This is a genomic window from Streptomyces sp. NPDC033845, assembly GCF_055576225.1.
In genome coordinates, this window is sequence record NZ_JBVIRI010000009.1 from 199,573 (window position 1) to 224,265 (window position 24,693).

Annotated in this window: 23 protein-coding genes; 7 read left to right on the forward strand and 16 right to left on the reverse strand. The window is 72.2% G+C overall.

Annotation, left to right across the window (positions count from 1 at the left end):
• Positions 1-149: 149 nt before the first annotated feature.
• Positions 150-2,603 carry a P-loop NTPase family protein gene (locus tag ACZ50K_RS20985; RefSeq protein WP_468905075.1) on the forward strand — a complete coding sequence of 818 codons (2,454 nt, stop codon included), beginning with the start codon at positions 150-152 and terminating at the stop codon, positions 2,601-2,603.
• A gap of 23 nt (positions 2,604-2,626) precedes the next feature.
• On the opposite strand, the gene ACZ50K_RS20990 is transcribed toward ACZ50K_RS20985, so the two are convergent.
• Together ACZ50K_RS20990 and ACZ50K_RS20995 are read right to left on the reverse strand one after the other, a co-directional pair.
• On the reverse strand, positions 2,627-3,964 hold the full coding sequence (locus ACZ50K_RS20990; RefSeq protein ID WP_468905077.1) for a class I SAM-dependent RNA methyltransferase: 1,338 nt from the start codon (positions 3,962-3,964) through the stop codon (positions 2,627-2,629).
• Positions 3,965-4,080: 116 nt separating this feature from the next.
• Positions 4,081-6,204, reverse strand: a complete 2,124-nt coding sequence (locus ACZ50K_RS20995; protein ID WP_468905079.1) for an APC family permease — start codon at positions 6,202-6,204, stop codon at positions 4,081-4,083.
• 198 nt (positions 6,205-6,402) lie between these two features.
• Between ACZ50K_RS20995 and ACZ50K_RS21000 the strand changes: the two genes are divergently transcribed.
• Positions 6,403-7,071: a potassium channel family protein gene (locus ACZ50K_RS21000; RefSeq protein WP_468905081.1), complete on the forward strand. Its 669-nt coding sequence runs from the start codon at positions 6,403-6,405 to the stop codon at positions 7,069-7,071.
• Positions 7,068-7,730, forward strand: coding sequence for a potassium channel family protein (locus ACZ50K_RS21005; protein ID WP_468905084.1), 663 nt, complete (start codon positions 7,068-7,070; stop codon positions 7,728-7,730). The genes ACZ50K_RS21000 and ACZ50K_RS21005 overlap by 4 nt, the downstream gene beginning before the upstream one ends.
• A 133-nt stretch (positions 7,731-7,863) precedes the next feature.
• On the opposite strand, the gene ACZ50K_RS21010 is transcribed toward ACZ50K_RS21005, so the two are convergent.
• The 7 genes from ACZ50K_RS21010 to ACZ50K_RS21040 all read right to left on the reverse strand — a co-directional run bounded on the left by ACZ50K_RS21010 (position 7,864) and on the right by ACZ50K_RS21040 (position 14,366).
• Positions 7,864-8,598, reverse strand: a complete 735-nt coding sequence (locus tag ACZ50K_RS21010) for a DUF3159 domain-containing protein (protein ID WP_468905087.1) — start codon at positions 8,596-8,598, stop codon at positions 7,864-7,866.
• Positions 8,599-8,601: 3 nt separating this feature from the next.
• Entirely contained in the window at positions 8,602-9,021 is a 420-nt protein-coding gene (locus ACZ50K_RS21015) for an OB-fold nucleic acid binding domain-containing protein (RefSeq protein ID WP_468905089.1), read from the reverse strand.
• A 24-nt stretch (positions 9,022-9,045) separates the two neighbouring features.
• Positions 9,046-9,732 (reverse strand): response regulator, encoded by a 687-nt coding sequence (locus ACZ50K_RS21020; RefSeq protein ID WP_468905091.1) that lies wholly within the window; start codon positions 9,730-9,732, stop codon positions 9,046-9,048.
• Positions 9,729-12,338, reverse strand: coding sequence for an ATP-binding protein (locus tag ACZ50K_RS21025; RefSeq protein ID WP_468905093.1), 2,610 nt, complete (start codon positions 12,336-12,338; stop codon positions 9,729-9,731). The genes ACZ50K_RS21020 and ACZ50K_RS21025 overlap by 4 nt, the downstream gene beginning before the upstream one ends.
• A gap of 87 nt (positions 12,339-12,425) precedes the next feature.
• Positions 12,426-13,241 carry a DUF3710 domain-containing protein gene (locus ACZ50K_RS21030; RefSeq protein ID WP_468905096.1) on the reverse strand — a complete coding sequence of 272 codons (816 nt, stop codon included), beginning with the start codon at positions 13,239-13,241 and terminating at the stop codon, positions 12,426-12,428.
• Position 13,242: 1 nt separating this feature from the next.
• Entirely contained in the window at positions 13,243-13,782 is a 540-nt protein-coding gene (gene dut / locus ACZ50K_RS21035; protein WP_468905099.1) for a dUTP diphosphatase, read from the reverse strand.
• Positions 13,782-14,366, reverse strand: a complete 585-nt coding sequence (locus tag ACZ50K_RS21040; protein ID WP_468905101.1) for a PaaI family thioesterase — start codon at positions 14,364-14,366, stop codon at positions 13,782-13,784. The genes dut and ACZ50K_RS21040 overlap by 1 nt, the downstream gene beginning before the upstream one ends.
• 58 nt (positions 14,367-14,424) lie before the next feature.
• Between ACZ50K_RS21040 and ACZ50K_RS21045 the strand changes: the two genes are divergently transcribed.
• Complete coding sequence (locus ACZ50K_RS21045) at positions 14,425-14,883, forward strand: DUF3093 domain-containing protein (RefSeq protein WP_468905103.1); 459 nt, start codon at positions 14,425-14,427, stop codon at positions 14,881-14,883.
• 42 nt (positions 14,884-14,925) lie between these two features.
• On the opposite strand, the gene ACZ50K_RS21050 is transcribed toward ACZ50K_RS21045, so the two are convergent.
• From ACZ50K_RS21050 to ACZ50K_RS21065, 4 genes are all read right to left on the reverse strand, one after another.
• A complete protein-coding gene (locus ACZ50K_RS21050; protein ID WP_468905105.1) occupies positions 14,926-15,858 on the reverse strand; it encodes a hypothetical protein in 933 nt (310 codons plus the stop codon).
• A gap of 12 nt (positions 15,859-15,870) precedes the next feature.
• Positions 15,871-16,167 (reverse strand): DUF4193 domain-containing protein, encoded by a 297-nt coding sequence (locus tag ACZ50K_RS21055; RefSeq protein WP_468905108.1) that lies wholly within the window; start codon positions 16,165-16,167, stop codon positions 15,871-15,873.
• A 382-nt stretch (positions 16,168-16,549) separates the two neighbouring features.
• A complete protein-coding gene (locus ACZ50K_RS21060) occupies positions 16,550-17,794 on the reverse strand; it encodes a sensor histidine kinase (RefSeq protein WP_468905111.1) in 1,245 nt (414 codons plus the stop codon).
• A gap of 5 nt (positions 17,795-17,799) precedes the next feature.
• Entirely contained in the window at positions 17,800-18,453 is a 654-nt protein-coding gene (locus ACZ50K_RS21065) for a response regulator transcription factor (RefSeq protein WP_468905113.1), read from the reverse strand.
• A 249-nt stretch (positions 18,454-18,702) separates the two neighbouring features.
• On the opposite strand from ACZ50K_RS21065, the gene ACZ50K_RS21070 reads away from it, so the two are divergent.
• Complete coding sequence (locus tag ACZ50K_RS21070) at positions 18,703-18,870, forward strand: hypothetical protein (RefSeq protein WP_468905116.1); 168 nt, start codon at positions 18,703-18,705, stop codon at positions 18,868-18,870.
• A gap of 112 nt (positions 18,871-18,982) precedes the next feature.
• Here ACZ50K_RS21070 and ACZ50K_RS21075 read toward each other — a convergent pair whose 3' ends face one another.
• Together ACZ50K_RS21075 and ACZ50K_RS21080 are read right to left on the reverse strand one after the other, a co-directional pair.
• Positions 18,983-19,840: an inositol monophosphatase family protein gene (locus ACZ50K_RS21075; RefSeq protein ID WP_468905378.1), complete on the reverse strand. Its 858-nt coding sequence runs from the start codon at positions 19,838-19,840 to the stop codon at positions 18,983-18,985.
• A gap of 17 nt (positions 19,841-19,857) precedes the next feature.
• Positions 19,858-21,021 carry a ferrochelatase gene (locus ACZ50K_RS21080; RefSeq protein WP_468905118.1) on the reverse strand — a complete coding sequence of 388 codons (1,164 nt, stop codon included), beginning with the start codon at positions 21,019-21,021 and terminating at the stop codon, positions 19,858-19,860.
• Between the two features lie 150 nt (positions 21,022-21,171).
• Here ACZ50K_RS21080 and ACZ50K_RS21085 point away from each other — a divergent pair, with 150 nt between their 5' ends.
• Together ACZ50K_RS21085 and ACZ50K_RS21090 are read left to right on the forward strand one after the other, a co-directional pair.
• Complete coding sequence (locus ACZ50K_RS21085; RefSeq protein WP_468905120.1) at positions 21,172-22,428, forward strand: MFS transporter; 1,257 nt, start codon at positions 21,172-21,174, stop codon at positions 22,426-22,428.
• Positions 22,385-23,707, forward strand: a complete 1,323-nt coding sequence (locus ACZ50K_RS21090) for a D-arabinono-1,4-lactone oxidase (protein ID WP_468905123.1) — start codon at positions 22,385-22,387, stop codon at positions 23,705-23,707. The genes ACZ50K_RS21085 and ACZ50K_RS21090 overlap by 44 nt, the downstream gene beginning before the upstream one ends.
• Here the strand turns inward: ACZ50K_RS21090 and ACZ50K_RS21095 are convergent.
• Positions 23,680-24,525 (reverse strand): hypothetical protein, encoded by an 846-nt coding sequence (locus ACZ50K_RS21095; protein WP_468905125.1) that lies wholly within the window; start codon positions 24,523-24,525, stop codon positions 23,680-23,682. The two genes, ACZ50K_RS21090 and ACZ50K_RS21095, sit on opposite strands and share 28 nt — an antisense overlap.
• Positions 24,526-24,693 lie beyond the last annotated feature (168 nt).

A 24,693-nucleotide genomic window follows, 5' to 3' on the forward strand; every position in this document is an offset into this window, starting at 1 on the left:
GCTGTCTGCTGCGTATGACCGCCGGGAGCGCGCACCGCCTCCTGGTCGAACGCGACGAGGACATCGAACTCGTCCTGTCCGACCGCCGCGTATACCTGCAGGTGAAGACCCGCGGCCGCAGACTCCGGTGGAGCGACATCCGGAGCGCCGTGGACAACTACGCCGCCATCCGCACCCTGCACGAGAAGGGGGACCGACCGGGGCGCCCCTCTCTGGTCATCGTGACCGATGCCACCGTCGGGCCCGACCTCGCCGACCAGCTCGCCTCCGGCCGATGGCCGAGCGACGTCCATGTCCTCAGCCCCGGGGCTCCCGTTCCCGAGCCATGGCTGCCGCCTGCCTGGGCCGACATCGACGAAGCCCTCACCTGGTGCGCCGACGAAGCCGGCCGGGTCCCCTTCTCCTCCCTCGCTCCCCGCACGCTCGTCCTCAAACTCGCCGCCCGCATCGCCCACGCCTGCACCGGACACCAGGGACAGGCCCTCTTACCCGCCGAACTACCCGCCCTCTTCGAACAGTTCGTCACGGAGCTACAGGCCTTTCCCGCCCTGCCGGACCCCTACCTTCCGCAGGCCGACGAACCAGAACTGGTCACCGACGCGCGAGTCCGTCTGATCACCGGTTTCTCCGGCGCCGGCAAAACAGCCTGGGCCACGCACGCTGCCGTCCACTCCCCCGAACCGCCGGTCTACTTCGACGTCGCCTCATTCACCGGCGAAGCCGCCGCCGGATCCCTCGCCCGGGAACTGGCCGCACGGCACCTGGACGCCGAACAGCGCACGGAGCTCGCACACGGTGCCGGTATCGATGCCCTCCGTTCGGTTCACCGGCGCCTCGACGGCGCACGCATCACGATCGTGCTCGACAACGTGCATCGCATCGATGCCACACCTCTGCAGCAGATCGTGGAGACCCTGGCCTCGGCCCGCTTCACCCTGCTCGGACAGCCGCGGCCGGACCAGGTCCTCCTCACCGCACGGCTGGGCATCACCGAGGAGACCCTCACCGGCTGGAGCCCGGACAGCGTCGCCGCCGCCTTCGCAACCGCCGAGGTTCCCGCGGACAGTCACACCGTCCGCCGGATCCTCCACCTCACCGGAGGGCTTCCGCTCTATGTGCGCGGCGCAGCTGTCCTGGCCCGCAATCAGTACGACAGCGACCCCGTCCGGATGTGTGACGCGCTCACCGACCGTCGGCACGGCATCCCCACAGCCCAGGATCTGATCCTCGGCGAGGTGCTCGGCTCCCTGGATCCCCGGGCCCACACCACCGCGTTCCTCCTCGCCTATGCCGAGACACCGCTGACCCAGGACGAACTGACCAAGCTGGCCCACATCACCGGCGTGGACGCCGCCGACTGTGCCCGGGCCCTGCGGGACCTCACCTCCCTCGGGATCGTCCAGCGCACCGGCAGCGGTCTGATCACTCTCCATGACGCCGCCCGGGCCCTCGCGACCGAACATCGCCCCGCGCGGGAAGCCGAGGAGGCCGTCGCACGCGAGCTCAGGGACATTCTGCGGACCTCCCTCCACGCGGGAACGGCACCCGCCGGTCGACTTGCCCGCTGGGTCATGCTGCTCGCGCGCACCGGCCAGACCGAAGAACTGATCCAACTCGCCACACACGACCTCTTCTTCGAGCACTCCTTCTCCGGCACGGTGCGTCCGACCATCGCCGCGGTGGCCCGAGACCCGCACGCCCAGCCCGGCGCCCGATTCGACGCCCTGAACGCCCTGGCCCTGCTCGCCATCGACGCGAGCGACGCCGCCGCCCACAGCGAGCTGACCGAAGAAATGAGCAGGCTCACCGCCGCACATCCCGCTGTCGCAGGCCCACGGGAGACCTGCGTACTGGCGGCTCAGACGATGCTTCAACAGGCCGCATCAGGCGATGTCCGCGCCATGAACACGACGTATCTGACGGCTTGCCAGCAAATCTCCGGGAATGCCCTCGGCCTGCGAATCCTGCGCTACACCCAGGCGGCAGGCTTCTACGCGGCGAATCAACACGTCCAGGCACGCATCCTGGCCCAGGACCTCGCCGAGCACTACTACAGCCACATCGGCCTCACCCCCTCCGACGTCGTCGGAACGGGAATCGACTCTCTGGCTGATCACATCGCCCGCACAGAAGTCGACTTGGACGACTGCAAACGCCTGGCCGACTGCCTGTCACTGATCGTCCGATGCACCCGGCAACAGCAGGAGGGCCACTACGGACTGGCCGCCCTGCACGCCATGAAGTTCTACCAGCTGGCCCACGTCTGGCGATCGACGGTGGCGATGGGACAGGAGGTCGCCGACGACTTCGTCGAGATCGGGGAACCCCAGGAGGCCCTGACCCTCCTGGACCGAACCCTCCTGCCACTTGCCGACCGGCATGCGCTGACCGACCTCACGCTCGGTCTGCGCGCACAACGCGCCGTGGTCCTCGCGTACTGCGGCGACCACGCCGCTGCCCGCGCCGAAACCGACGCATTGCGCCACTACGACGTCCCACCTGAACAAGCCCAGGAGCTCGACGGCCAGCGCGCTCTCATCGAACACCTGGCTCAGCCGGAACCGAAGCACCGGCAGCCCCCGCCATCCGGCGAGCCTTCCTGACCCCATACGGAAGATCCGCCCGGTCAGGCGTCTTCGCGGACGGGCTCCAGGATGGCGACGCATTCGACGTGGTGGGTCATCGGGAAGAGGTCGAAGGCGCGGAGGGTGCGGACCTTGTAGCCGTTGTCGCGGAAGTAGCCGAGGTCGCGGGCGAGGGCGGCCGGGTCGCAGGCCACGTAGGCGATGCGGCGGGCGGAGAGGCCGGCGATGTGGCGGACGGTCTGCTTGCCGGCGCCCGCGCGGGGCGGGTCCAGGACGACCAGGTCGCATTCGGTGATGCCGGTCTTGGGGAGGACCTGCTCGACCTTGCCCTGCTCGATGCGGACCCGGGGGAAGTCGGCCAGGTTGTGGCGGGCGTCCTCGACGGCGCGCTTGGTGGTCTCGATGCCGAGGACCGCGCCGGTCTCGCCGAGGCGTTCGGCGAGGGCGCCGGCGAAGATGCCGACGCCGCAGTAGAGGTCGAGGGCCATCTCGCCCTTACGGGGCATCAGGCCCTGCATGACGGCCTTGATCAGGGTGTCGGCGGCCTGCGGGTGGACCTGCCAGAAGCCGCCCATGCCGACGCGGTAGGTGCGGCCGTCGGCGCGTTCGCGGACGAAGGGGCGGCCGTGGACGCGGTGGACCCCGCCGTCCTTCTCCTCCACGCGCAGGACGGAGACCGGCTTGTCGAGTTCGACGAGGGGCAGGCGGCCGCCGGGGCGGGGGGTGAGGACGACCTGGCGGTCGCCGGAGCCGGAGGCGGCGATGGCCTCGACGGTGGCCATCTGGGGCCAGTCCTGCTTCTCGATGCCGAGTTCGGAGACGCCCGCGGCGGCGATCATGCAGTGGTCGACGGCCTCGATCTCGTGCGAGCGGTGTTTGCGCAGGCCGGCGGTGCCGTCCTCGTCGATGGCGAACTGGACCCGGGTGCGCCACTGCGGGACCTGGCCGGCGGGCAGCTTGTCGCCCTCGGCGGGCATCACGGTGCCGTCCCAGCCGGCTTCCTCGGGGGTGAGTCCGGCGAGCCGCTGGAGCTGTTCGGCGATCACCTCGCCCTTGAGCCGGCGCTGGGCGCCGGGCTTGGCGTGCTGCCAGTCGCAGCCGCCGCACCGGCCGGGGCCGGCGTAGGGGCAGGGGGCGTCGACGCGGTCCTTGGAGGCGGTGAGGACGGTGACGGCGTCGGCGCGCAGGAAGCGGGAGTCGGTCTCGCCCTCGGTGACCCGGGCGAGGACCTTCTCGCCGGGGAGGGTGTGGCGGACGAACAGGACCCGGCCGTCGGCGGTGCGGGCGATGCAGTGGCCGCCGTGTGCGACGGGGCCGACCTCGACCTCGTACTCCTCCCCGACCAGTGACTGCTTCTCGGATTCGATGGGCGTGGTCATGGCGGGGAGGCTCCAGGTGCGGAAAGGGACGTGCGGGAAGAGAAAGACTGGTGGGTCGGTCCGGGGACCGACCCACCAGTCTACGTGGCCGCGGAGGCCGTCGGCGCCGCCGGACGCTAGGCCGTGCCGCCCGGCTTGCCGCCCGACTTGCCCTTCGGCTCGCTCCCCGGCTTGCCGTTCGGCTTGCCGCCCGCCCGGGCCGTCTCCTTCGGGGGTCGCGGCGCGTCGACCGGGCCGCGGCGGACCGAGCCGGGCGCGTTCCAGTCCTGCCGGCGCTTGGCCCGCCGCTTGGCGAGCTCGGAGGACTCCAGCTGGTACGGCACCGAGGTGACCATGACCCCGGGGGTGAACAGCAGCCGGCCCTTGAGCCGCAGGGCGCTCTGGTTGTGCAGCACGTGCTCGTACCAGCGTCCGACGACGTACTCGGGGATGTAGACGCTGACGGCGTCGCGCGGGTTCTCGCTGCGCAGTCCCTTGACGTACTCGACGACCGGCCGGGTGATCTCGCGGTACGGGGAGTCCAGGATCTTGAGCGGCACGTTGATCCCGCGCCGTTCCCATTCGGTCCGCAGCGCCTTGGTCTCGACCGGGTCCACGCTGATGCTGAGCGCTTCCAGGGTGTCCGAGCGGGTCAGCTTGGCGAAGGCGAGGGCGCGCAGGGTGGGCTTGTGGACCTTGGAGACCAGGACGATGGAGTGGACCCGGGAGGGGCGCACGCTGTCGTCGCTGGGGCCCTCGGCGGCGGCGATCTCGGCGGCCACCCGGTCGTAGTGCTTGCGGATGGCGCTCATGGTGCCGTAGAAGATCACCATGCCGAGCAGGGCGACCCAGGCCCCGTGGGTGAACTTGGTGGCCAGGACCACGACCAGCACCAGGCCGGTGAAGGCGGCGCCGAAGGTGTTGATGGCGCGGGAGCGGTGCATCCGCCGGCGGGCGGCCGGGTCCCGTTCGGTGCGCAGATGGCGGTTCCAGTGCCGGACCATGCCGATCTGGCTGAGCGTGAAGGACACGAACACGCCGACGATGTAGAGCTGGATCAGCTTGGTGGAGTCCGCGTCGTAGATCCAGACCAGCAGTATGGCGGCGCCGGCCAGCAGCACGATGCCGTTGGAGAAGGCGAGCCGGTCGCCGCGGGTGTGCAGCTGGCGCGGCAGGTAGCGGTCCTGGGCGAGGATCGAGCCGAGCAGCGGGAAGCCGTTGTACGCGGTGTTGGCGGCGAGGAAGAGCACCAGCGCGGTGGCGGTGGCGAGCAGCACGAAGAGGATGCTGCCGCTGCCGAAGACGGCCTCGCCGACCTGCGAGATGACCGGGTCCTGGACGTATTCGGGGCCGACCGGGACTCCGTCCTTGAGCAGGTCGACGGCCGGGTTCTCGGCCATCTTGACGTGGGTGGCCATGGCCAGGCCGATGATCCCGCAGAACATGGTGGTGGCGAGCAGGCCCATCAGGGCGAGGGTGCTGGCCGCGTTCTTGCTCTTGGGCTTGCGGAAGGCGGGCACGCCGTTGCTGATCGCCTCGACGCCGGTGAGGGCGGCGCAGCCGGAGGAGAAGGCCCGCAGCAGCAGGAAGACCAGGGCGAACCCGGCCAGTCCCTGGTGTTCGGGTTTGATCTCCAGTCCGGCGGTGGGCGCGTCCATCGACTGGTCCATCACGATGCCCTGCCAGGCACCCCAGGCGATCATGATGAATACGGCGGCGACGAACACATAGGTCGGGATCGCGAAGAGCTTCCCGGATTCCTTCACCCCGCGCAGATTCATCAGCGTCAGCAGAAGGATCATGACGATGGCGGACAGCACTTTGTGCTCGATGACGAAATGCACCGCGGAGCCGAGATTCTCGACTCCGGAGGAGATCGACACGGCCACGGTCAGGACGTAGTCGACGAGCAGGGCGCTGGCGACGGTGAGGCCGGCCCGGGGGCCGAGGTTGGTGTTGGCCACCTCGTAGTCGCCGCCGCCGCTGGGGTAGGCGTGGACGTTCTGCCGGTAGGAGGCCACCACGGTGAACATCAGGACGACGACCGCGGCCGCGATCCAGGGGCTGAAGTGGTACGCCGACACGCCCGCGATCGACAGGACCAGCAGCACCTCGCCCGGGGCGTACGCCACGGAGGAGAGGGGGTCGGAGGCGAAGACGGGCAGGGCGATCCGCTTCGGAAGGAGGGTTTCCCCGAGGCGGTCGCTGCGCAGCGCCCGGCCGATCAGGATCCGTTTGGGCACGTCGGTCAGTTTGGACACGCAGAGGATGTTAAGCGTTCGAAAAGACCGCTGCCCAACCACCACCCCCCACGGGCGGGCATTTACGCACCACTGCGCGGTTACCGGCCCCATCGGTGACCGCCCGTGTGTAGCTTGGGCCACGGTCTGAGACCCTGTGAAGCCTGAGCATGAATGAGGCTGGAGAGAGCAACAGCCGCTACAGCCGGAAGGACGGCCGTGCACATCGTCATTATGGGCTGCGGAAGAGTGGGCTCCGCCCTCGCGCAGACCTTGGAGCAGCAGGGGCACACGGTCGCCGTGGTCGACCAGGACCCCACCGCGTTCCGCAGGCTGGGAGCCGGGTTCGGCGGTCGCCGGGTGACCGGGGTCGGCTTCGACCAGGACACCCTCCGCGAGGCGGGAATCGAGGAGGCGGGCGCGTTCGCGGCCGTCTCCAGTGGTGACAATTCCAACATCATCGCCGCCCGGGTGGCCCGCGAGATGTTCGGCGTGGAGAACGTCGCCGCCCGGATCTACGACCCCAAGCGCGCGGAGGTCTACCAGCGGCTGGGCATCCCCACCGTGGCGACCGTGCGGTGGACGGCCGACCAGATGCTGCGCCGGCTGCTCCCCTCGGGCGCGGAACCGCTGTGGCGGGACCCGAGCGGGGGCGTCCAGCTCGCCGAGGTGCACACCTCCGCCGCCTGGATCGGGCACAAGGTCAGTCAGCTGCAGGAGGAGACCGGGGTCCGCGTCGCGTTCCTCACCCGGCTGGGCGAGGCGATGCTGCCGACCTCCCAGACCGTGCTGCAGGAGGGCGACCTCGTCCACGTGATGATGCGGACGGACGAGATCGCCAAGGTGGAGGAGGCCTTCGCCGAGGGTCCCGAGGAGGCACACGCATGAGGGTCGCGATCGCCGGAGCCGGCGCGGTGGGCCGGTCCATCGCCGGTGAGCTGCTGGAGAACGGCCACGAGGTGCTGCTCGTGGACAAGGCGCCGACGGCCATCTCGGTCGAGCGGGTCCCGCAGGCCGAGTGGCTGCTGGCCGACGCCTGCGAGATCACCTCGCTGGACGAGGCGGCGCTACAGCGCTGCAACGTGGTCATCGCGGCCACCGGTGACGACAAGGTGAACCTGGTGGTCTCGCTGCTGGCGAAGACCGAGTACGGGGTGCCCCGGGTGGTGGCCCGCGTCAACAACCCGAAGAACGAGTGGCTCTTCAACGAGTCCTGGGGCGTGGACGTGGCGGTGTCCACCCCGCGGCTGATGTCGGCGCTGGTGGAGGAGGCGGTGAGCGTCGGCGACCTGGTCCGGCTGCTGCGCTTCAGCCACGGCGACGCCAACCTGGTCGAGCTGACGCTGCCGCCGGAGTCCTCGGTGACGGGTACCCAGATCGGTGACATCGAGTGGCCCGAGGACACCTCGCTGGTGACGATCATCCGGGGCAACCGGGTGCTCACGCCGAGCCCGGAGGAGACCCTGGAGGCCGGTGACGAGCTGCTGTTCGTGGCCGCGCAGGCCCGTGAGGAGCAGCTGGAGGACCTCCTCCAGGCCCGCCGCTAGACGTCTGGGCGGGACAACGGCCGAGGGGCGGGACATCCGGTCATCCCGGTGTCCCGCCCCTCGGCCGTGTCCCGGGCTCAGTGTCCCGGGCTCAGTGTCCGGGGCTCAGTGTCCGGGGCTCAGTGTCCGGGGCTCAGTGTCCGGCGGCCTTGCGGAGCCGTTCGGCCTCCTCCTCCGCCTCCATCTCGGCGAACACGTCGATCGGCGGCGGCGCCTTCGCCAGGAACACCCAGGTGAAGTAGACGGCCAGCACCATCGGCGGCAGCTTCAGCGCGATCAGCACCCAGCCCAGCTGGGTGGCGTCCCCCCACCAGTAGAGCGGGAAGAGGATCGCGTACTTGGCGAGGAAGATCAGCCCCCAGGCGAGGCTGGCCTGGGTGTAGGCCTTCTTCCGTCCGGGGTTGCGGGTCCGCCAGGACAAGTTCTCCTTGAAGACCGGTCCGAGCACCACCCCGAGCAGCGGGAAGCCGACCAGGGCGGACAGAGTGAAGGCCACGCCCAGTCCGGCGCCGTAGATCATGCCGGGCAGGTAGAAGCCCTTGGCGCTGCCGGTGAAGAGGGCGAAGGCGACGCCGACGCCGACGCCGAAGACCCCGCTGAAGGCGTGCTTGACGGTGTCCTTGCGGGCCAGCCGGACGATCACCAGCAGGACCGCGACGGCGCCCGCCGCGATGGCGGAGAGCTTCACGTCCTTGTTGACCGTGTAGATCATCACGAAGAGAAGCCCGGGGAGCATCGTCTCCAGGGTTCCGCGGATCCCGCCGAAGGCGTCGAAGAGCGCCGCCTGCGTGACCGCCTTCTGGTCGTCCGCGTCGGCCTGTGCCCCCGCGCCGGGGGTGGGCTCGGTCGGCTTGTCCAATGACGTCACCGGCTAGTGCTCCTGTCCGAGGGGTCGGAGTTCGTACTTGGGGTTGAAGAGGGTCCGTCGGCCGTGGCTCATCGCGATCCGGCCGGAGGCGATCATCCGGCGGCCCGGTTCGATGCCCACGATGGAGCGCCGGCCGAGCCAGACCACGTCCAGTGCGGCCGAGCCGTCGAACAGCTCCGCCTCCAGCGCGGGGACGCCCGCCCTCGGCCGCAGGGTGACGGTGCGCAGCGTACCGGTCACCTTCACTATCTGGCGGTCGTGGCAGTCGCAGATCCTGGTGCAGCCGGCGGCTTCTGCGTCCTCCTGCAGCTCCGCCGAATGCAGCTCCTCCTGGGTGGAGGACAGCCGTTCGATCATCCGCCGGAACCGGCCTGCGGGCCGGGCCGGCTTCGCGGGCTTCTCGGGACGCGGTTCAGCACTCATACAGGAAGCGTACCGGCGGCTCCACTACCTCTCGAAGCGGTATCCCATGCCCGGTTCGGTGATGAAGTGCACGGGGTGCGAGGGGTCGGGCTCCAGTTTGCGGCGCAGCTGGGCCATGTAGACCCGGAGGTAGTTGGTCTCGGTCCCGTAGGAGGGGCCCCAGACCTCCTGAAGGAGCTGCTTCTGGCTGACGAGCCGGCCGCCGTTGCGGACCAGGACCTCCAGCAGGTGCCATTCGGTGGGGGTGAGGCGGACGTCACGGCCCTCTCGGACGGCCTTCTTGGCCGCGAGGTCCACGGTGAACCCGGCGGTCTCCACCAGGACCTCCTCGCCGACGGGGCCGGCCACCGGCTCGGCCCGGCGGACGGCGGCGCGCAGCCGGGCGAGCAGCTCGTCCATGCCGAAGGGCTTGGTGACGTAGTCGTCGGCGCCCGCGTCCAGGGCCTCCACCTTCTCGTCGGAGCTGTGGCGGGCGGAGAGGACCAGGATGGGGACGCGGGTCCAGCCGCGCAGCCCGCGGATCACGTCGACCCCGTCCATGTCGGGCAGGCCGAGGTCCAGGAGGACGGCGTCGGGGTGCCGGGCGGCGGCCAGTTCCAGGGCGCCGGCCCCGTCGACGGCGGCGTCGACCTCGTACTTCCGCGCCTTGAGGTTGATCACGAGGGCGCGGACGATCTGCGGCTCGTCGTCGACCACGAGCACCCGGGTCATGAGGGTCCTGCTTTCTCTGGGACTCCGGCGGCTTCCTGCCGTCCGGGGTGCGGCCGGCCGGTGTCCGGGGGTCCGTCCCCGGGCGGTGCGGCGCGCAGGGTGAGCACCATGGTGAGTCCGCCGCCGGGGGTGTCCTCGGCGGCGAGGGTGCCGTCCATGGCCTCGGCGAACCCGCGGGCCACGGCCAGGCCGAGGCCGACCCCGGCTCCGCGGGGGGCGTCGCCGTGCCGTTGGAAGGGGGCGAAGATGCGGTCCTTGGCCTCGTCCGGGACCCCGGGTCCGCGGTCGGCCACCCGGACCTCCACCCGGTCGCCCAGGGCGGAGGCGGCCACCGTGACGGGCTGTCCGGCGGGGCTGTACTTGACGGCGTTCTCGACCACGTTGGCGACCGCGCGTTCCAGCAGTCCGGGGTCGACGGCGACCATCGGCAGGGTCTCGGGGATGTCCAGCACGACGCTGTCCTCCGGTACGCCGCCGAGGGCCATCGGGACCACCTCGTCCAGGTCGGCGGGGCGGATCAGCGGGGTGACGGTGCCGGTCTGGAGGCGGGACATGTCGAGGAGGTTGCCGACCAGGTGGTCCAGCCGGTCGGCGCCGGCCTCGATGCCGGCGAGCAGCTCGGCCCGGTCCTCCTCGGAGAAGTCGAGGTCCTCGGCGTCGGCCGCGCGCAGGGAGCTCACCGAGGCCTTGATGGAGGCCAGCGGGGTGCGCAGGTCGTGGCTGACGGCGGCGAGCAGGGCGGTGCGGATCTTGTTGCCCTCGGCCTGTCGGCGGGCGCCCTCGGCCTCGTCGACGAGTCGGCGGCGGTCCAGCACCACGGCGGCCTGGGCGGCGAAGGCGCCGAGCACCCGGCGGTCCTCGGCGCGCAGCACCCGGCCGTTGAGGGCGAGGGCGAGGTGGTCGCCGACGGGCATGTCCACGTCGGCGTCCTCGGGGCGGGTGGCGGGGTGCGGTCCGGTGCTGCCCGCGGAGGTCCAGGGCTCGTTGTCGCCGTGCCGTTCGAGCAGGGTGACGGAGTCCATGCCGAAGGTCTCGCGGACCCGCTCCAGCAGGGCGGGGAGGGCGGTCTCGCCGCGGAGCACGCTGCCGGCGAGGAAGGAGAGGATCTCGGACTCGGCGCGCAGCCGGGCGGCCTGTTCGGTGCGGCGGGCCGCCAGGTCCACCACCGAGGCCACCGCGAGGGCCACCGAGAAGAACACCACGATGGCGACGATGTTCTTGGGGTCGGAGATGGTGAGCCGGTGCAGCGGCGGGGCGAAGAAGTAGTTCAGCAGCAGGGAGCCGAAGGCGGCGGAGGCCAGGGCGGGCAGCAGTCCGCCGAGGAGTGCGGCGGCCACCGTGAGCGCCAGGAACATCAGCATCTCGTTGGCCAGGCCGGGATCGGCGTCCACATGGGTGAGCAGGATCCCCAGCAGGGCGGGGAAGACCAGGCCGACCACCCAGCCGGCCAGGATCCGGGGCCGGCCGAGCGCGGCCGGCCGGGCCCCGGAGCGGGCGGCGGGCAGGATGCGGGCGCGGCCGCGGGCGGCCTCCTCGTGGGTGACGATGTGGACGTCGAGGTCGGGTCCGGAGTCCCGGGCGACGGTGGCGCCGACCCCGGGCCCGAAGACGTACCGCCAGGCCCTGCGGCGGCTGGAGCCCAGCACGATCTGGGAGGCGTTCTCGCCGCGGGCGAATTCCAGGAGGGCTTCGGGGATGTCGTCCCCGATCACATGGTGAAACGTTCCTCCCAGGTCTTCGACCAGGGTCCGCTGCACCGTGAGCTCCTTGGGCGAGGCCGCGGTCAGCCCGTCGCTGCGGGCGATGTACACCGCCAGCACCTCGCCGCCGGCCCCCTTCTCCGCCAGCCGGGCGGCCCGCCGGATCAGCGTCCGGCCCTCCGGCCCGCCGGTCAGCCCGACCACGATCCGCTCCCTGGCCTGCCAGGGCGTCCGGATGCCGTGCTCGCCCCGGTACTCCCGGAGGTACTCGTCGGCCCGGTCGGCCACCCACAGCAGCGCGAGCTCGCGCAGCGCCGTCAGGTTCCCCGGGCGGAAGTAGTTGGACAGGGCCGCGTCGACCTTGTCGGGGCGGTAGACGTTGCCGTGCGCCATCCGCCGGCGCAGTGCCTGCGGGTCCATGTCCACCAGCTCGATCTGGTCGGCCCGCCGCACCACCTCGTCGGGCACCGTCTCGCGCTGCCGGACCCCGGTGATGCCCTCGACCACGTCGCCCAGCGACTCCAGGTGCTGGATGTTCACCGTGGTCACCACGTCGATCCCGGCCCGCAGCAGCTCCTCGACGTCCTGCCAGCGCTTGGCGTTCCGCGAGCCCGGCACATTGGTGTGCGCCAGCTCGTCCACCAGGGCCACGGCCGGCCGGCGGGCCAGCACCGCGTCCACGTCCATCTCGGTGAACTCCGAGCCCCGGTACACCAGGTCCCGGCGCGGCACCGTCTCCAGTCCGTGCAGCAGCACCTCGGTCCGGGGCCGCCCGTGGTGCTCCACGAACCCCACCACGCAGTCGGTGCCCCGCTCCACCCGCCGGTGCCCCTCGGCCAGCATCGCGTACGTCTTGCCCACGCCCGGAGCCGCGCCGAGGTGGATCCGAAGCTTGCCGCGTCCCATGTGCCCCATTGTCACGTACGGCGACGGGCCGCACTCCCCGCGCAGGGGGAAGTGCGGCCCGTCGTGGTCGCGCGGCCGGATGGGGCCTCAGCGGATCTCGGTGACCTCCGGGCCCCGTTCCAGCTGACCCATGCCACCGGAGAAGCGGGAGCCCTCCTGCTCGTCCGTCTGCACGCCGTCCGGCACCATCTGGGCGTCGTTCGGGAGCTTCAGGACGATCGGGTCGCGGGGGGCCATCGGGCCCTCGCCGCGGACCACCACGGTGTCCCGGAAGATCTGCTCCAGCAGGCCCGAGGACTCCGGCTGCACCGCGCCCTGACCCGAGATCACCCCGCGCAGGAACCAGCGCGGGCCGTCGATGCCCACGAAGCGCACCAGCTGGGCGCCGCGGGTGCCGTCCGGCAGCGGGACCGGGACCTGTGCGCGCAGCTCCCAGCCCAGCGGGCCCTGGACCTCGTCGATGATGCCGCCCTGCTGGGTGATGCCGGAGGCGATCTCCTCGCGGACCTCGCCCCAGATGCCTTCCTTCTTGGGCGCCGCGAAGGCCTGCAGCTGCACCGCGCTGTCGCGCAGCACCACGGTCGCGGCGACGATCGCGTCCCCGGCGACCTCCACGCGCAGTTCCATGCCCTCGACGCCCGGGACGAAGATGCCGCCGAGGTCCACCCGGCCCTCGGCCGGGTCGCCGGGCACCTCGGAGAGGTCCCAGGGACCGTCCGGCCGCGGGGCCGGCGGCAGGTTCACACGGCGCTGTCCGCCCTGGGCGAACTCCTCGCCCGCGGGCTCACCGGAGGCGTCCGGGTGACCGGCGGCCTCGTTGTCCTCCGCTCCGACGCCGTCGACGACCTGCTCGGCCGCGCCACCGTCCTTGACGGAGCTGTTCTTCTTGCGACGTCCGAACACGTCACTGTCCTTCCCGGTCGGATACGACCGAAGCGTAGCCATTCCCACCCTGCTGACCAGCGCCGTTTCCGGCCACAGCCGCATGACCGCCGGTGGAGCCGAAACCCCCCTCGGCCCGGGCGGAGCCGGGAAGTTCCGCCACCTCGTGGAAGCGCACCTTCTCGACCCGCTGGACAACCAGCTGGGCAATGCGGTCGAAGCGCTCGAACCGGACGCTCTCGCGCGGGTCGAGATTGACCACGATCACCTTGATCTCCCCACGGTACCCGGCATCCACCGTCCCCGGGGCATTCACGAGCGCGAGCCCGCAGCGGGCGGCCAGGCCGGACCGCGGGTGCACGAAGGCGGCGTACCCGTCGGGCAGGGCGATGGACACCCCGGTGGGGAGTACGGTGCGCTCCCCCGGGGCGAGCTCGGCGGCCTGGGTGGTCACCAGGTCGCAGCCGGCGTCGCCCGGGTGGCCGTATGCCGGAAGGGGTACCTCCGGGTCGACCCGGCGGATCAGTACGTCCACGGGTGCGTGGTTGCCGTGCACGGTCATCAGGGGTTCACCTCGAAGGCGCGGGAGCGCCTGACCTGGTCCGGGTCGGCCATCGCCGCCCGGATCTCCTCCGGTCGGCCGTTCTCGATGAAGTGGTCGACCTTGACTTCGATGAAAAGGGCTTCCGCGCGGACCGCCACCGGGCCGTCCGGCCCGCCTATCCGGCCCACCGCGGTGGAGTAGATCTTCCGGCCGGCCACCGCGGTGACCTCGGCCTGGAGGTGGAGCACGGTGTCCACCGGGACCGGGCGCACGAAGTCGGTCTCCAGCCGGCCGGTGACCGCGATGACCCGCAGCAGCCAGTTCAGCGAGCCGAGGGTCTCGTCGAGCGCGGTGGCCAGCACCCCGCCGTGGGCCAGGCCGGGCGCGCCCTGGTGGGCGGGCTTCACGGTGAACTCGGCGCTGACGCGCACCCCCTCGCCGGCCCTGGCCTCCAGGTGCAGCCCGTGCGGCTGCCCCCCGCCGCAGCCGAAACAGTGTTCGTAGTGCGCGCCGAGGAGTTCGCCGGGTGCCGGGGCGTCGGGGTGCCGGACGGGTGCCACGGCGTCGGCCGGGGGCGTCAGGCTTGCGTTTCGTCCACTCACAGCCGCAGACCTTACCCGCGCCGCTGTCCGCCGGTCGCCTCGTGCCAAGCTTGGGAGCATGCAGCCCTCCCCCGCGCACCACGACGAACGCCTGCACGCCCCCCGAGCCTGGTGGGGCATCGCCGCATTGATGGGTCTCGCCTGCGCGGTGATGCTGCTGCCGCTGGGACTGCTGCCGATGCTGGCCGGGCTGGTCGGCGGTACGGCGCTCACGGGGCTGGCGGTCAGTTCGTACGGCAGCGCCCGGGTCCGGGTGGTGAACGGGGCGCTGGCCGCGGGCGACGCCCGGATCCCGGTGGCGGCGCTGGGCGAGCCCGAGGTGCTGGACCCGGAGCAGGCGCGCGCCTGGCGCACCCACAAGGCGGACACCCGGGCGTTCATGCTGATGCGCAGCTATGTGCCGACGGCGGTCCGGGTGGAGATCACCGACCCGGCGGATCCGACCCCTTACGTGTACGTGTCCACCCGTGAGCCGGAGGCCCTGGCGGCCGCACTTCGGGCGGCCCGCGCCGAGTAGGAGCGGGCGCAGGCCCGGCGGGCTCGGCGGGACCGGGCCGGGTCAGCCGGACCCGGGCAGCTCTCCCGGTCCCGGGGTGCCGAGCGCGGGGGGCTCGTGCGGCGGCCGCTCCAGCGGGGGCAGGGCCGCGAGCTGGTGCCAGGGCACCGCCCGGTGGCGCAGGTCCTGGCGGATCTTCTCCGCGAGCTTCTTGGTGTCGCGGCGGTTCATGACCGCTCCGACGGCGGCGCCGACCATGAACGGCATCAGGTTGGGCAGGTTGCGGAACATCCGCTTCATGATCTGCTGCCGCAGTTCCCGCTTCATCTGACCGCCGAGGGCGGCGTTGAGCGTGGTCGGCTTGGTGAGGTCCACGCCCCGCTCCTCCGTCCACGAGGTCAGATAGGCGAAGCTGCGCTCCATCAGGTTGCCGGGCGGGCGCAGCCCGTAGACCTCGTGGAGCTCGGCGACGAGCTTGAGCTCGATCGCCGCGACCCCGGTGATCTCGGCGGCCAGCTCCGCCGGCATGGCCGGCGGCACGGGCAGCATCGCGGCCGCGCCGATGCCCGCGCCCACGGTCGAGGTGCCGTTGGCGGCACCGGAGATCAGCTTGTCGGCAAGCTGATCGGGACCCAGGCCCGGGAACTGCGCGCGCAGGGTCGCGAGGTCCCGTACGGGAACGCGCGGGGCGTTCTCGATGATCCGGTCGGCGATGTACAGGGCGACCGCGCGAGCACCGTCGCCGCCCTTGCGCACGCCGTTCCTGACGGCTTCCATCCGGTGCCCGGCGGACTTCCACCGGGTCAGGCCGCCGGTCTGCTTGACCGCCGGCAGCACCGGCCCTCCGTCCGCCTCGGGGTCCGCGGGCCCGGTGGGCGCGGGGAAGCGTTCGTGGGCCCCGGGGCCCGTTTCCGGGCCCGTGGCGTCCACGGACGTCTCCGCCGACTCACCCTGCCTGCGGAAGAACCGCTTGCGGGACGGCGTCGAGCCTGTCACGGCCGGCAGCCCTCAGTCGCAGTCGCGGCAGATGGGCTGGCCGTTCTTCTCGCGGGCCAGCTGGCTGCGGTGGTGGACCAGGAAGCAGCTCATGCAGGTGAACTCATCGGCCTGCTTGGGCAGCACTCGGACGGCCAGTTCCTCGTTGGAGAGGTCCGCGCCGGGCAGCTCCAGGCCCTCCACGGCGTCGAAGTCGTCGACGTCGACGGCCGAGGTCGACTTGTCGTTGCGCCGGGCCTTCAGCTCTTCAATGCTGTCGTTGTCGACGTCGTCGTCGGTCTTGCGTGGGGTGTCGTAGTCCGTTGCCATTGTTCGCTCTCCCCCTCTGGGTGTTAGCGGTGTCTCAGCGCACGTAACGCGCGAGAGGCCGGACTTGTGCCCGACCTGAGGCGGAGATTTTGCCTCACATCAAGGTCTGTTACTCAATCGACACCCAGCCGCCCGCCCGAAGGGGCGATGGGCCGGTATGTCGAGCGGACCGTACACGGTCCGGTGGCAGTCGTGCACGAACGCCACCCCGTGTATTTTCCGCCGATCGATGGGCCGGAAACCCGGACTTTCCCGGGCTTTCCGGGTCCGTGGAGGTCACGGACCGTACAGGGGCGGGCGGCGGGGACTGTGAGCGATCCCACAGCCTCCACCCGTCCCGGGCGTCCCGGCGTTCAGCCGGTAGCGAACACCGGGACGGGCTTCAGATGGGCAGGGTGACGCGCATCACCAGGCCACCGCCCTCCCGCGGCTCGGCGTGGATCCGTCCGCCGTGGGCGCGCGCCACGGAGCGCGCGATGGACAGCCCGAGCCCGACACCCTTGTCACTGCCCGTTCGCTCGGTACGCAGCCGTCTGAAGGGCTCGAAGAGGTTGTCGATCTCGTACGCGGGAACCACGGGACCCGTGTTCGAAACCACCAGCACCGCCTGGCCGTGCGCCACCTCGGTGGTGACCTGGACCCAGCCGTCCTCCGGCACGTTGTACCGGACGGCGTTCTGCACCAGGTTGAGGGCGATCCGCTCCAGCAGCACACCGCTGCCCTGGACCACCGCCAGCCCGCGCTCGCCGCGGATCTCCACGCCCTTGGCCTCGGCCTCACCGCGCGCCTGGTCGATGGCGCGCGAGGCCACCTCGGCCAGGTCCACCGGTTTGCGCTCGACGATCTGGTTCTCGCTGCGGGCCAGCAGCAGCAGGCCCTCGACCAGCTGCTCGCTGCGCTCGTTGGTGGCGAGCAGGGTCTTGCCGAGCTGCTGGAGCTCCACCGGGGCCCCGGGGTCGGAGAGGTGCACCTCCAGCAGGGTCCGGTTGATCGCCAGCGGGGTCCGCAGCTCGTGCGAGGCGTTGGCGACGAACCGCTGCTGGGCCGTGAAGGCCCGCTCCAGCCGGTCCAGCATCTCGTCGAAGGTGTCGGCGAGCTCCTTGAGCTCGTCGTCCGGGCCGTCCAGCTCGATCCGCCGGGTCAGGTCGGAGCCGACCACCCGGCGGGCGGTCCGGGTGATCTTCCCCAGCGGCGAGAGCACCCGGCCGGCCATCGCGTAGCCGAAGGCGAAGGCGATGATCGACAGGCCCAGCAGCGCCATCAGGGAGCGGCTCAGCAGGTCGTCCAGCGCATGCTTGCGCTGGATGTCCATACAGGCCGCGACCGCGTCGTTGAGCTGCCCGGCGGTCTTCACCAGGCTGACGGCCGGACAGGTCTCACTGGTGACCTGGACGTCCTGACCCCCGACGATCTTGAACGGGGGCGGCAGTCCGACCCGCATGGTCTGCGCGGCCAGCAGGTAGATGATCGACAGCAGCAGGATCCCGGCGATCAGGAACATGCCGCCGTAGAGCAGCGTGAGCCGTATCCGGATGGTCGGCCGCAGCCAAGGGAAGGGACCCTCGGGCGGGCCGGGGTCCCAGGTCGGTTTCGGTGGCGCCGCGGGTGGCGCGGGAGAGCTCGCCATCCGCGTCAGATCCGGTAGCCGGAGCCGGGCACGGTCACGATCACCGGGGGCTCGCCCAGCTTCCGGCGCAGGGTCATCACCGTCACCCGGACCACGTTGGTGAACGGATCGGTGTTCTCGTCCCACGCCTTCTCCAGGAGCTGCTCGGCGGAGACCACGGTGCCCTCGCTGCGCATGAGGACCTCCAGCACCGCGAACTCCTTGGGCGCCAGCTGCACCTCCCGGCCGTCCCGGAAGACCTCGCGGCGGTTCGGGTCCAGCTTGATCCCGGCCCGTTCCAGTACGGGCGGCAGCGCGACGGTGGTGCGCCGGCCCAGCGCCCGCACCCGGGCGGTGAGCTCGGTGAAGGCGAAGGGCTTGGGAAGGTAGTCGTCCGCCCCGAGCTCCAGGCCCTCGACCCGGTCGCTGACATCGCCGGAGGCGGTCAGCATCAGCACCCGGGTGGGCATGCCCAGCTCCACGATCCTGCGGCAGACGTCGTCGCCGTGCACCAGCGGGAGGTCCCGGTCCAGCACGACCACGTCGTAGTCGTTGACCCCGACCCGCTCCAGGGCGGCCGCGCCGTCGTAGACCACGTCCACGGCCATCGCCTCCCGCCGCAGTCCGGTGGCCACCGCATCGGCGAGCAGCTGCTCGTCCTCGACGACGAGTACGCGCACGTCGATTTTCCTTCCTCCGGGCCCAGACGGGCAGTGCGTTTGCGCCCCCATCCTGCCCGTTTCGGCCGTAAACCGGCTGTAAGACGCCGATGCGGGCCCCCGGGAGGGGCCCGGCGGGGCGGAAGTGAGGATTCCCTGTGCTCCCGAGGTTTCTGGGGCCTGGGTGCCGGGGAGGACGAGATACACATCCCGATCACCGATCACCTACCTCCCGGACACTCCGTGCCACGCAGAGGGGGCGCAGCCGCCATGGACGCATTCACCGCAGGACTCCTGCACCGCATTCGCACCACCGAGTCGGACCTCGACCGGGCCCACCGCACCGGCGACGAATTCCTCGCCGAGGTCGAGGAGGCCGAGCTGGAAGACCTCCGCCGGCTGGCCGCCGAACACGGCGTCCACGTCGCCGCCGCCTGACGGCGGGCCACACCCTCACAGAAGAGCCGCCGTGCACGGACCCCCGGGTCCGTGCACGGCGGCTCTTCGCCGTCCCCGCTCTCCGGGGGCGGTCAGTGCCGTCCGGGGCCGGTCAGTCGTGCCAGGCACCCGCTTCGTCCAGCAGCGGCTGGAGCGCCCCGAAGACCGCCGGGGTGGCGGCGAGGGCCAGCTCCCCCGAGGCCGGCTCGCCCGGCCGGCCGCCGGTCAGCGCGCCCGCCTCGCGGGCGATCAGCTCACCGGCCGCCAGGTCCCAGGGGTTGAGCCCGCGCTCGTAGTAGCCGTCCAGCCGGCCGCAGGCCACGTCGCAGAGGTCGATGGCCGCCGAACCGCCCCGCCGGATGTCCCGGACCAGCGGGATGATCCGCCGGGCCACCTCCGCCTGGTGCGCCCGGCGGGCCTGGAGGTAGCCGAAGCCGGTGGCCAGCAGGGCCTGGTCCAGCGGGGCCTCCGGCCGGCAGGCCAGCCGCACCCCGGCGCGCCGCCCGCCGTCCGGGGCGGTGCCTTCCAGGTACGCGCCGCCGCCGAGCACCGCCCGGTAGGTCTCCCCGCGCAGCGGCGCCCGGACCACTCCGGCCACCGTCCGGCCGCGGTACTCGGCCGCGACGGACACCGCCCAGGACGGCAGCCCGTACAGGTAGTTGACGGTGCCGTCGAGCGGGTCCACCACCCAGCGCACCCCGGTGCTGCCCTCGGTGTCCACGCCCTCCTCGCCCAGCATCCCGTCACCCGGCCGGTGTTCCGCCAGGAAGCCGGCGATCAGCTTCTCCGCCGCGATGTCCATCTCGGTCACCACGTCGATCGGGCTGGTCTTGGTGGCGGCCACCGCCAGATCGGCCGGCCGTCCGTCCCGCAGCAGCTCCCCGGCGAGCCGGGCCGCCTCCAGGGCCACCTCCAGCAGCTCCGCGAGCAGCTCGGGCGCCGGGTCCGCCCCGTCCTCGTCCCTGTCCATGGGCACCTCGGCGCTCCTCACGCGTAGGGGCTGTCCACGCCGGCGGCCGCCGGGCGCGGCTCCCGGGCCGGGCAGCAGCCGACCGCGCACCGGTCGGCGGTGGGGCCGAGCAGCCCCAGGGCGCAGCGTTCCACGCTCTCGCCGCGTTCGGTCGCGGCGCGTTCCAGCACCAGCTCCCGGACGGCCGCCGCGAACCGCGGGTCCGCGCCCACGGTGGCCGACCGGGCCACCGGCAGGCCGAGCTCGGCCGCCTTGGCGGTGGCCTCGGTGTCCAGGTCGTAGAGGACCTCCATGTGGTCCGAGACGAAGCCGATCGGGACCATGACCACGGCGGGGGCGCCGGCGTCCCGCTGGGCCTGGAGGTGGTCGCAGATGTCCGGCTCCAGCCACGGGATGTGGGGGGCGCCGCTGCGCGACTGGTAGACCAGCTCCCAGGGGAGTTCCAGGCCGGTCCGCTCGCGGACCTCGTCGGCGATCAGCCCCGCCACGTCCAGGTGCTGGCGGACGTACGCCCCGCCCCGGCCGCCGGAGGTGTGCCCCTCGGCCGGGCCGGAGGTGTCGGCCGAGGCGTCCGGGATGGAGTGGGTGGTGAAGGCGAGCCGGGCGCCGTCGCGGACCCCGGCGGGCAGCGACTCCAGGGCCTCCAGCACCCCGTCGACCATCGGCCCGACGAACCCGGGGTGGTTGAAGTAGTGCCGCAGCTTGTCCACCCGCGGCAGTTCGAAACCCTCCCGCTCCAGGGTGGCCAGCGACTCCGCGAGGTTCTCCCGGTACTGCCGGCAGCCCGAGTACGAGGCGTAGGCGCTGGTGGCCAGCACGGCGATCCGGCGGCGCCCGTCGGCCGCCATCTCGCGCAGCACGTCCGTCAGGTAGGGCGCCCAGTTCCGGTTGCCCCAGTAGACCGGCAGGTCCAGGCCGTGCTCGGCGAAGTCCTTGCGGAGGGCGTCCAGCAGTTCCCGGTTCTGCGCGTTGATCGGACTGACCCCGCCGAAGCCGAAGTAGTGCTGCCCGACCTCCTTGAGGCGCTCGCGTGGGATGCCTCGGCCGCGCGTGACGTTCTCCAGGAAGGGCACGACGTCGTCCGGACCCTCGGGGCCGCCGAAGGACAGCAGCAGGAGGGCGTCGTAGGGGCGGGCCGATCCGTCGGCGCCGCTCGCGGGGTGCGGGAACTGGTCTGACATGCCTTGAATCCTGCCACCCGGCACCGACCGCCGTGCAGTCGGCCGGGCCACCTTGTCACCACCGGACAGGGATGCGGATTCCGGCCGTGCGGGGGCCTTGATCCCGGTCGTAACCTGTATGGGCCAATGACATCCCTTACGGAGGGCGATGTGCCCAGTCCCTACCGCGCGATTTTCGCGGCCCCCGGCGCCAAGGCGTTCAGCGCCGCCGGGTTCATCGGGCGGATGCCCCTGTCCATGGTCGGCATCGGGATCGTCACGATGATCTCGGAGCTCACCGGCCGCTACAAGCTCGCCGGACTGGTCACCGCCACCCTGGCGCTGGCCACCGCGGCGCTGGGCCCCCAGGTGTCCCGGCTGGTGGACCAGCACGGGCAGCGCCGGGTGCTGCGGCCCGCGACCCTGATCGCGGTCGCCTCGGTGTCCGGGCTGCTGCTGGCGGCGGCGTACGGGCTGCCGGACTGGACGTACTTCGTGTTCGCGGCGGGAGCGGGTGTGGTGCCCAGCGTCGGTTCGATGATCCGGGCCCGCTGGACGGTGATCTACCGGGACTCCCCGCGCGAGCTGCACACCGCGTACTCCTTCGAGTCGGTGGTGGACGAGGTCTGCTTCATCTTCGGGCCGATCCTGGCCATCGGGCTGTCCACCACCTGGTTCCCGGAGGCGGGTCCGCTGGTGGCGGCGGTCTGCCTGCTGGCCGGCACCTGGTGGCTGACGGCCCAGCGCGGCACCGAACCGGAACCGCACCCGCGGTCCGCGCACACCGAGGCGGACCGCGGGTCGGCGCTGCGCTCCCCCGGACTCCAGGTGCTGGTGGCCACCTTCGTGGCCACCGGGGCGATCTTCGGCTCCATCGACGTGGTCACCCTGGCCTTCGCGGAGGAGGCCGGGCACAAGGCGGCGGCCAGTCTGGTGCTGGCCGTCTGGGCGCTGGGGTCCTGTCTGGCGGGGGTGGTCTTCGGGCTGCTGCACCTGAAGGGGAAGGCCGAACGCCGCTGGGTACTGGGCGTGACCGCCATGGCCGTGAGTATGATCCCCCTCCTACTGGCCGGGAACCTTCCGTTTCTGGCCGTGGCGCTCTTCGTCTCGGGCCTCGCCATCGCTCCCACGATGGTCACGACGATGGCCCTGATCGAGGCGCACGTACCACGCGCGAAGCTGACCGAGGGGATGACCTGGACGAGCACCGGGCTCGCGGTCGGGGTCGCGCTCGGGTCCTCGGTGGCCGGCTGGGTGATCGACTCGGCGGGCGCCCGGACCGGGTACGTGGTCTCCATCTCGGCGGGGGCCGCCGCGGCGGCGGTCGCGTTCGCGGGATACCGCCGGCTGACCAGGCCGGCGCAAGGGGAGGAGCGCACCGGCGATGGGGACGGCGACAGCAGGGAAGTCCGGGAGCACGTGGCGTAACTGGGCGGGCAATGTGACCGCCACGCCGGCCCGGGTGGTGGAACCGGCCTCGGTCGGGGAGCTGCGGGAGGCGGTCCGGCGGGCCGCCGCGGACGGGCTGCGGGTGAAGGCGGTGGGCACCGGCCACTCCTTCACGGCCGCGGCCGCCACGGACGGGGTGCTGATCAGGCCCCAGGCGCTGGCCGGGATCCTGGAGGTGGACCGGGCCGCCGGGACGGTGAAGGTGGCGGCCGGCACCCTTCTGAAGGACCTCAACCGGGGGCTGGCGGCGCAGGGCCTGTCGCTCACCAACATGGGCGACATCATGGAGCAGACGGTGTCCGGGGCGATCGGCACCGGCACCCACGGCACCGGCCGGGACTCGGCCTCGATAGCCGCCCAGGTCCGCGCCCTGGACCTGGTGACCGCGGACGGGGAGCTGCTGGTCTGCTCGGAGAAGGAGAATCCGGAGGTCTTCGCGGCCGCCCGGATCGGCATCGGGGCGCTGGGCGTGGTCACGGCGGTGACCTTCGCGGTGGAACCGCTGTTCCTGCTGACCGCCCGTGAGGAGCCGATGCCCTTCGAGCGGGTGACGGCGGAGTTCGACCAGCACGTGGTCGAGAACGAGCACTTCGAGTTCTACTGGTTCCCGCACACCGGCAACTGCAACACCAAGCGGAACAACCGCAGCGCGGGCCCGGCCGCCCCGCCCGGGGCGGTCAGCGCCTGGGTGGAGGACGAGCTGCTGTCCAACGGGGTCTTCCAGGCCGCCAACTCGCTGGGCCGGGCGGTGCCGGCCGCCATTCCGGGGATCGCCCGGATCGCCAGCCGGGCGCTGTCGGCCCGCACCTACACCGACATCCCGTACCGGGTGTTCACCAGCCCGCGGCGGGTCCGGTTCGTGGAGATGGAGTACGCGCTGCCGCGTGCGGCGGCGGTGGCGGCGCTGCGGGAGCTGCGGGCCCTGGTGGACGGATCGGACCTGCGGATCAGCTTCCCGGTCGAGGTGCGGACGGCCCCGGCCGACGACATCACCCTGTCCACCGCCTCGGGCCGGGAGACCGCCTACATCGCGGTGCACATGTACCGGGGCACCCCGTACCGGGAGTACTTCACGGCGGCCGAGCGGATCTTCACGGCGCACGGCGGGCGGCCGCACTGGGGGAAGGTGCACACCCGGGACGCCGAGTACTTCGCCGGGGTCTACCCGCGGTTCGGGGAGTTCACGGCGCTCCGCGACCGGCTGGACCCGGACCGGGTGTTCGGGAACGACTACCTGAGGCGGGTGCTCGGGTCCTGACCGCCCTCCGGGGCCGCCGGCGGTGACGCGGGCGGGGCGGCCGGCCGTGAACGCCCGTCCGACGGGCCCGGGGTGGGCGTCGGCGTGGGCGTCGGGGTCGGGGTCGGGGTCGGAGTGGGCGTCGGGGTGGGGGTGGGCGTCGGAGTGGGCGTCGGGGTCGGGGTGGGGTCGGTGGAGCGGTCCGGGTCCGGGGACCGGCCGGTGCCGTCGCCGCCGGTCCCGTCCCCGGGGCCGTCCGTGGCCCCGCCCCCGGGGCGCCCGGACCCCTCCGACCCCTCCGGCTCCGGTGTGCGGGTGCGCTCCGGGGCGGAGCGGGTGGGGCCGCCCGGGAGCAGCGAGCGGCCGTCGTGGCTGACCGGGGTGCCGGCGAAGGCCTCGTAGGCCCCGATGCCGCCGAGGGAGAGGACGAAGACCAGTCCGGCGGCGAGCGCGGTCCGCTTCGCGCCGCGCCGGCGGGAGCGGCTGCCGTGCACGGTGGCCTCGCCGAACTCCCCGTCCGGCGGCGGGGCGGCGGGCTCCGGCGGCAGCGGCAGCTGCCGGCCGCCCCGGGGCCCGGCGGCCTCGCGGATCTGGTCCCCGGTGCGCCGGAAGAAGTGCTGGATCACCGGGCCGCCGGCGGTGGCCACCACGCTGACCACCCCGGCGCCCAGGATGGTGCCGTAGACCCCGAGCCGGGAGGCGAGCAGGGCGGCCGCGACGGTGGCCAGGGAACTGCCCGCGACCTGGGCCACGCTCAGGTCGAGCTTCCGCTCCGCCGGCCCTTCCGGGTCCGCCGGGCCACCGGTCGGCCGTGTGTCCTGCCTGGTGTTCCGATCCATCCCCACAACTCCCGCTCCACCGGTTACAGGAGTTACTGACCCACGAGCGAAACGAATAGTTCCGTTTCTGCGGATTCTGTGAAGCAGGACACCCCGAACCGGCCCCGCGCGCGGGCAGGTCGAAACGCCCGGCCCGCAAACTCCGCTCCGCCCGGACAAGTTCGGCGG

Bases quoted from the DNA above. Each gene is read 5' to 3' on its own strand.
- ACZ50K_RS20990 (WP_468905077.1), bottom strand. From the start codon at position 3,964: ATGACCACGCCCATCGAATCCGAGAAGCAGTCACTGGTCGGGGAGGAG.
- ACZ50K_RS21005 (WP_468905084.1), top strand. From the start codon at position 7,068: ATGAGGGTCGCGATCGCCGGAGCCGGCGCGGTGGGCCGGTCCATCGCC.
- ACZ50K_RS21015 (WP_468905089.1), bottom strand. From the start codon at position 9,021: ATGAGTGCTGAACCGCGTCCCGAGAAGCCCGCGAAGCCGGCCCGGCCC.
- ACZ50K_RS21020 (WP_468905091.1), bottom strand. From the start codon at position 9,732: ATGACCCGGGTGCTCGTGGTCGACGACGAGCCGCAGATCGTCCGCGCC.
- ACZ50K_RS21025 (WP_468905093.1), bottom strand. From the start codon at position 12,338: ATGGGACGCGGCAAGCTTCGGATCCACCTCGGCGCGGCTCCGGGCGTG.
- dut (WP_468905099.1), bottom strand. From the start codon at position 13,782: ATGACCGTGCACGGCAACCACGCACCCGTGGACGTACTGATCCGCCGG.
- ACZ50K_RS21045 (WP_468905103.1), top strand. From the start codon at position 14,425: ATGCAGCCCTCCCCCGCGCACCACGACGAACGCCTGCACGCCCCCCGA.
- ACZ50K_RS21055 (WP_468905108.1), bottom strand. From the start codon at position 16,167: ATGGCAACGGACTACGACACCCCACGCAAGACCGACGACGACGTCGAC.
- ACZ50K_RS21060 (WP_468905111.1), bottom strand. From the start codon at position 17,794: ATGGCGAGCTCTCCCGCGCCACCCGCGGCGCCACCGAAACCGACCTGG.
- ACZ50K_RS21070 (WP_468905116.1), top strand. From the start codon at position 18,703: ATGGACGCATTCACCGCAGGACTCCTGCACCGCATTCGCACCACCGAG.
- ACZ50K_RS21075 (WP_468905378.1), bottom strand. From the start codon at position 19,840: ATGGACAGGGACGAGGACGGGGCGGACCCGGCGCCCGAGCTGCTCGCG.
- ACZ50K_RS21080 (WP_468905118.1), bottom strand. From the start codon at position 21,021: ATGTCAGACCAGTTCCCGCACCCCGCGAGCGGCGCCGACGGATCGGCC.
- ACZ50K_RS21090 (WP_468905123.1), top strand. From the start codon at position 22,385: ATGGGGACGGCGACAGCAGGGAAGTCCGGGAGCACGTGGCGTAACTGG.
- ACZ50K_RS21095 (WP_468905125.1), bottom strand. From the start codon at position 24,525: ATGGATCGGAACACCAGGCAGGACACACGGCCGACCGGTGGCCCGGCG.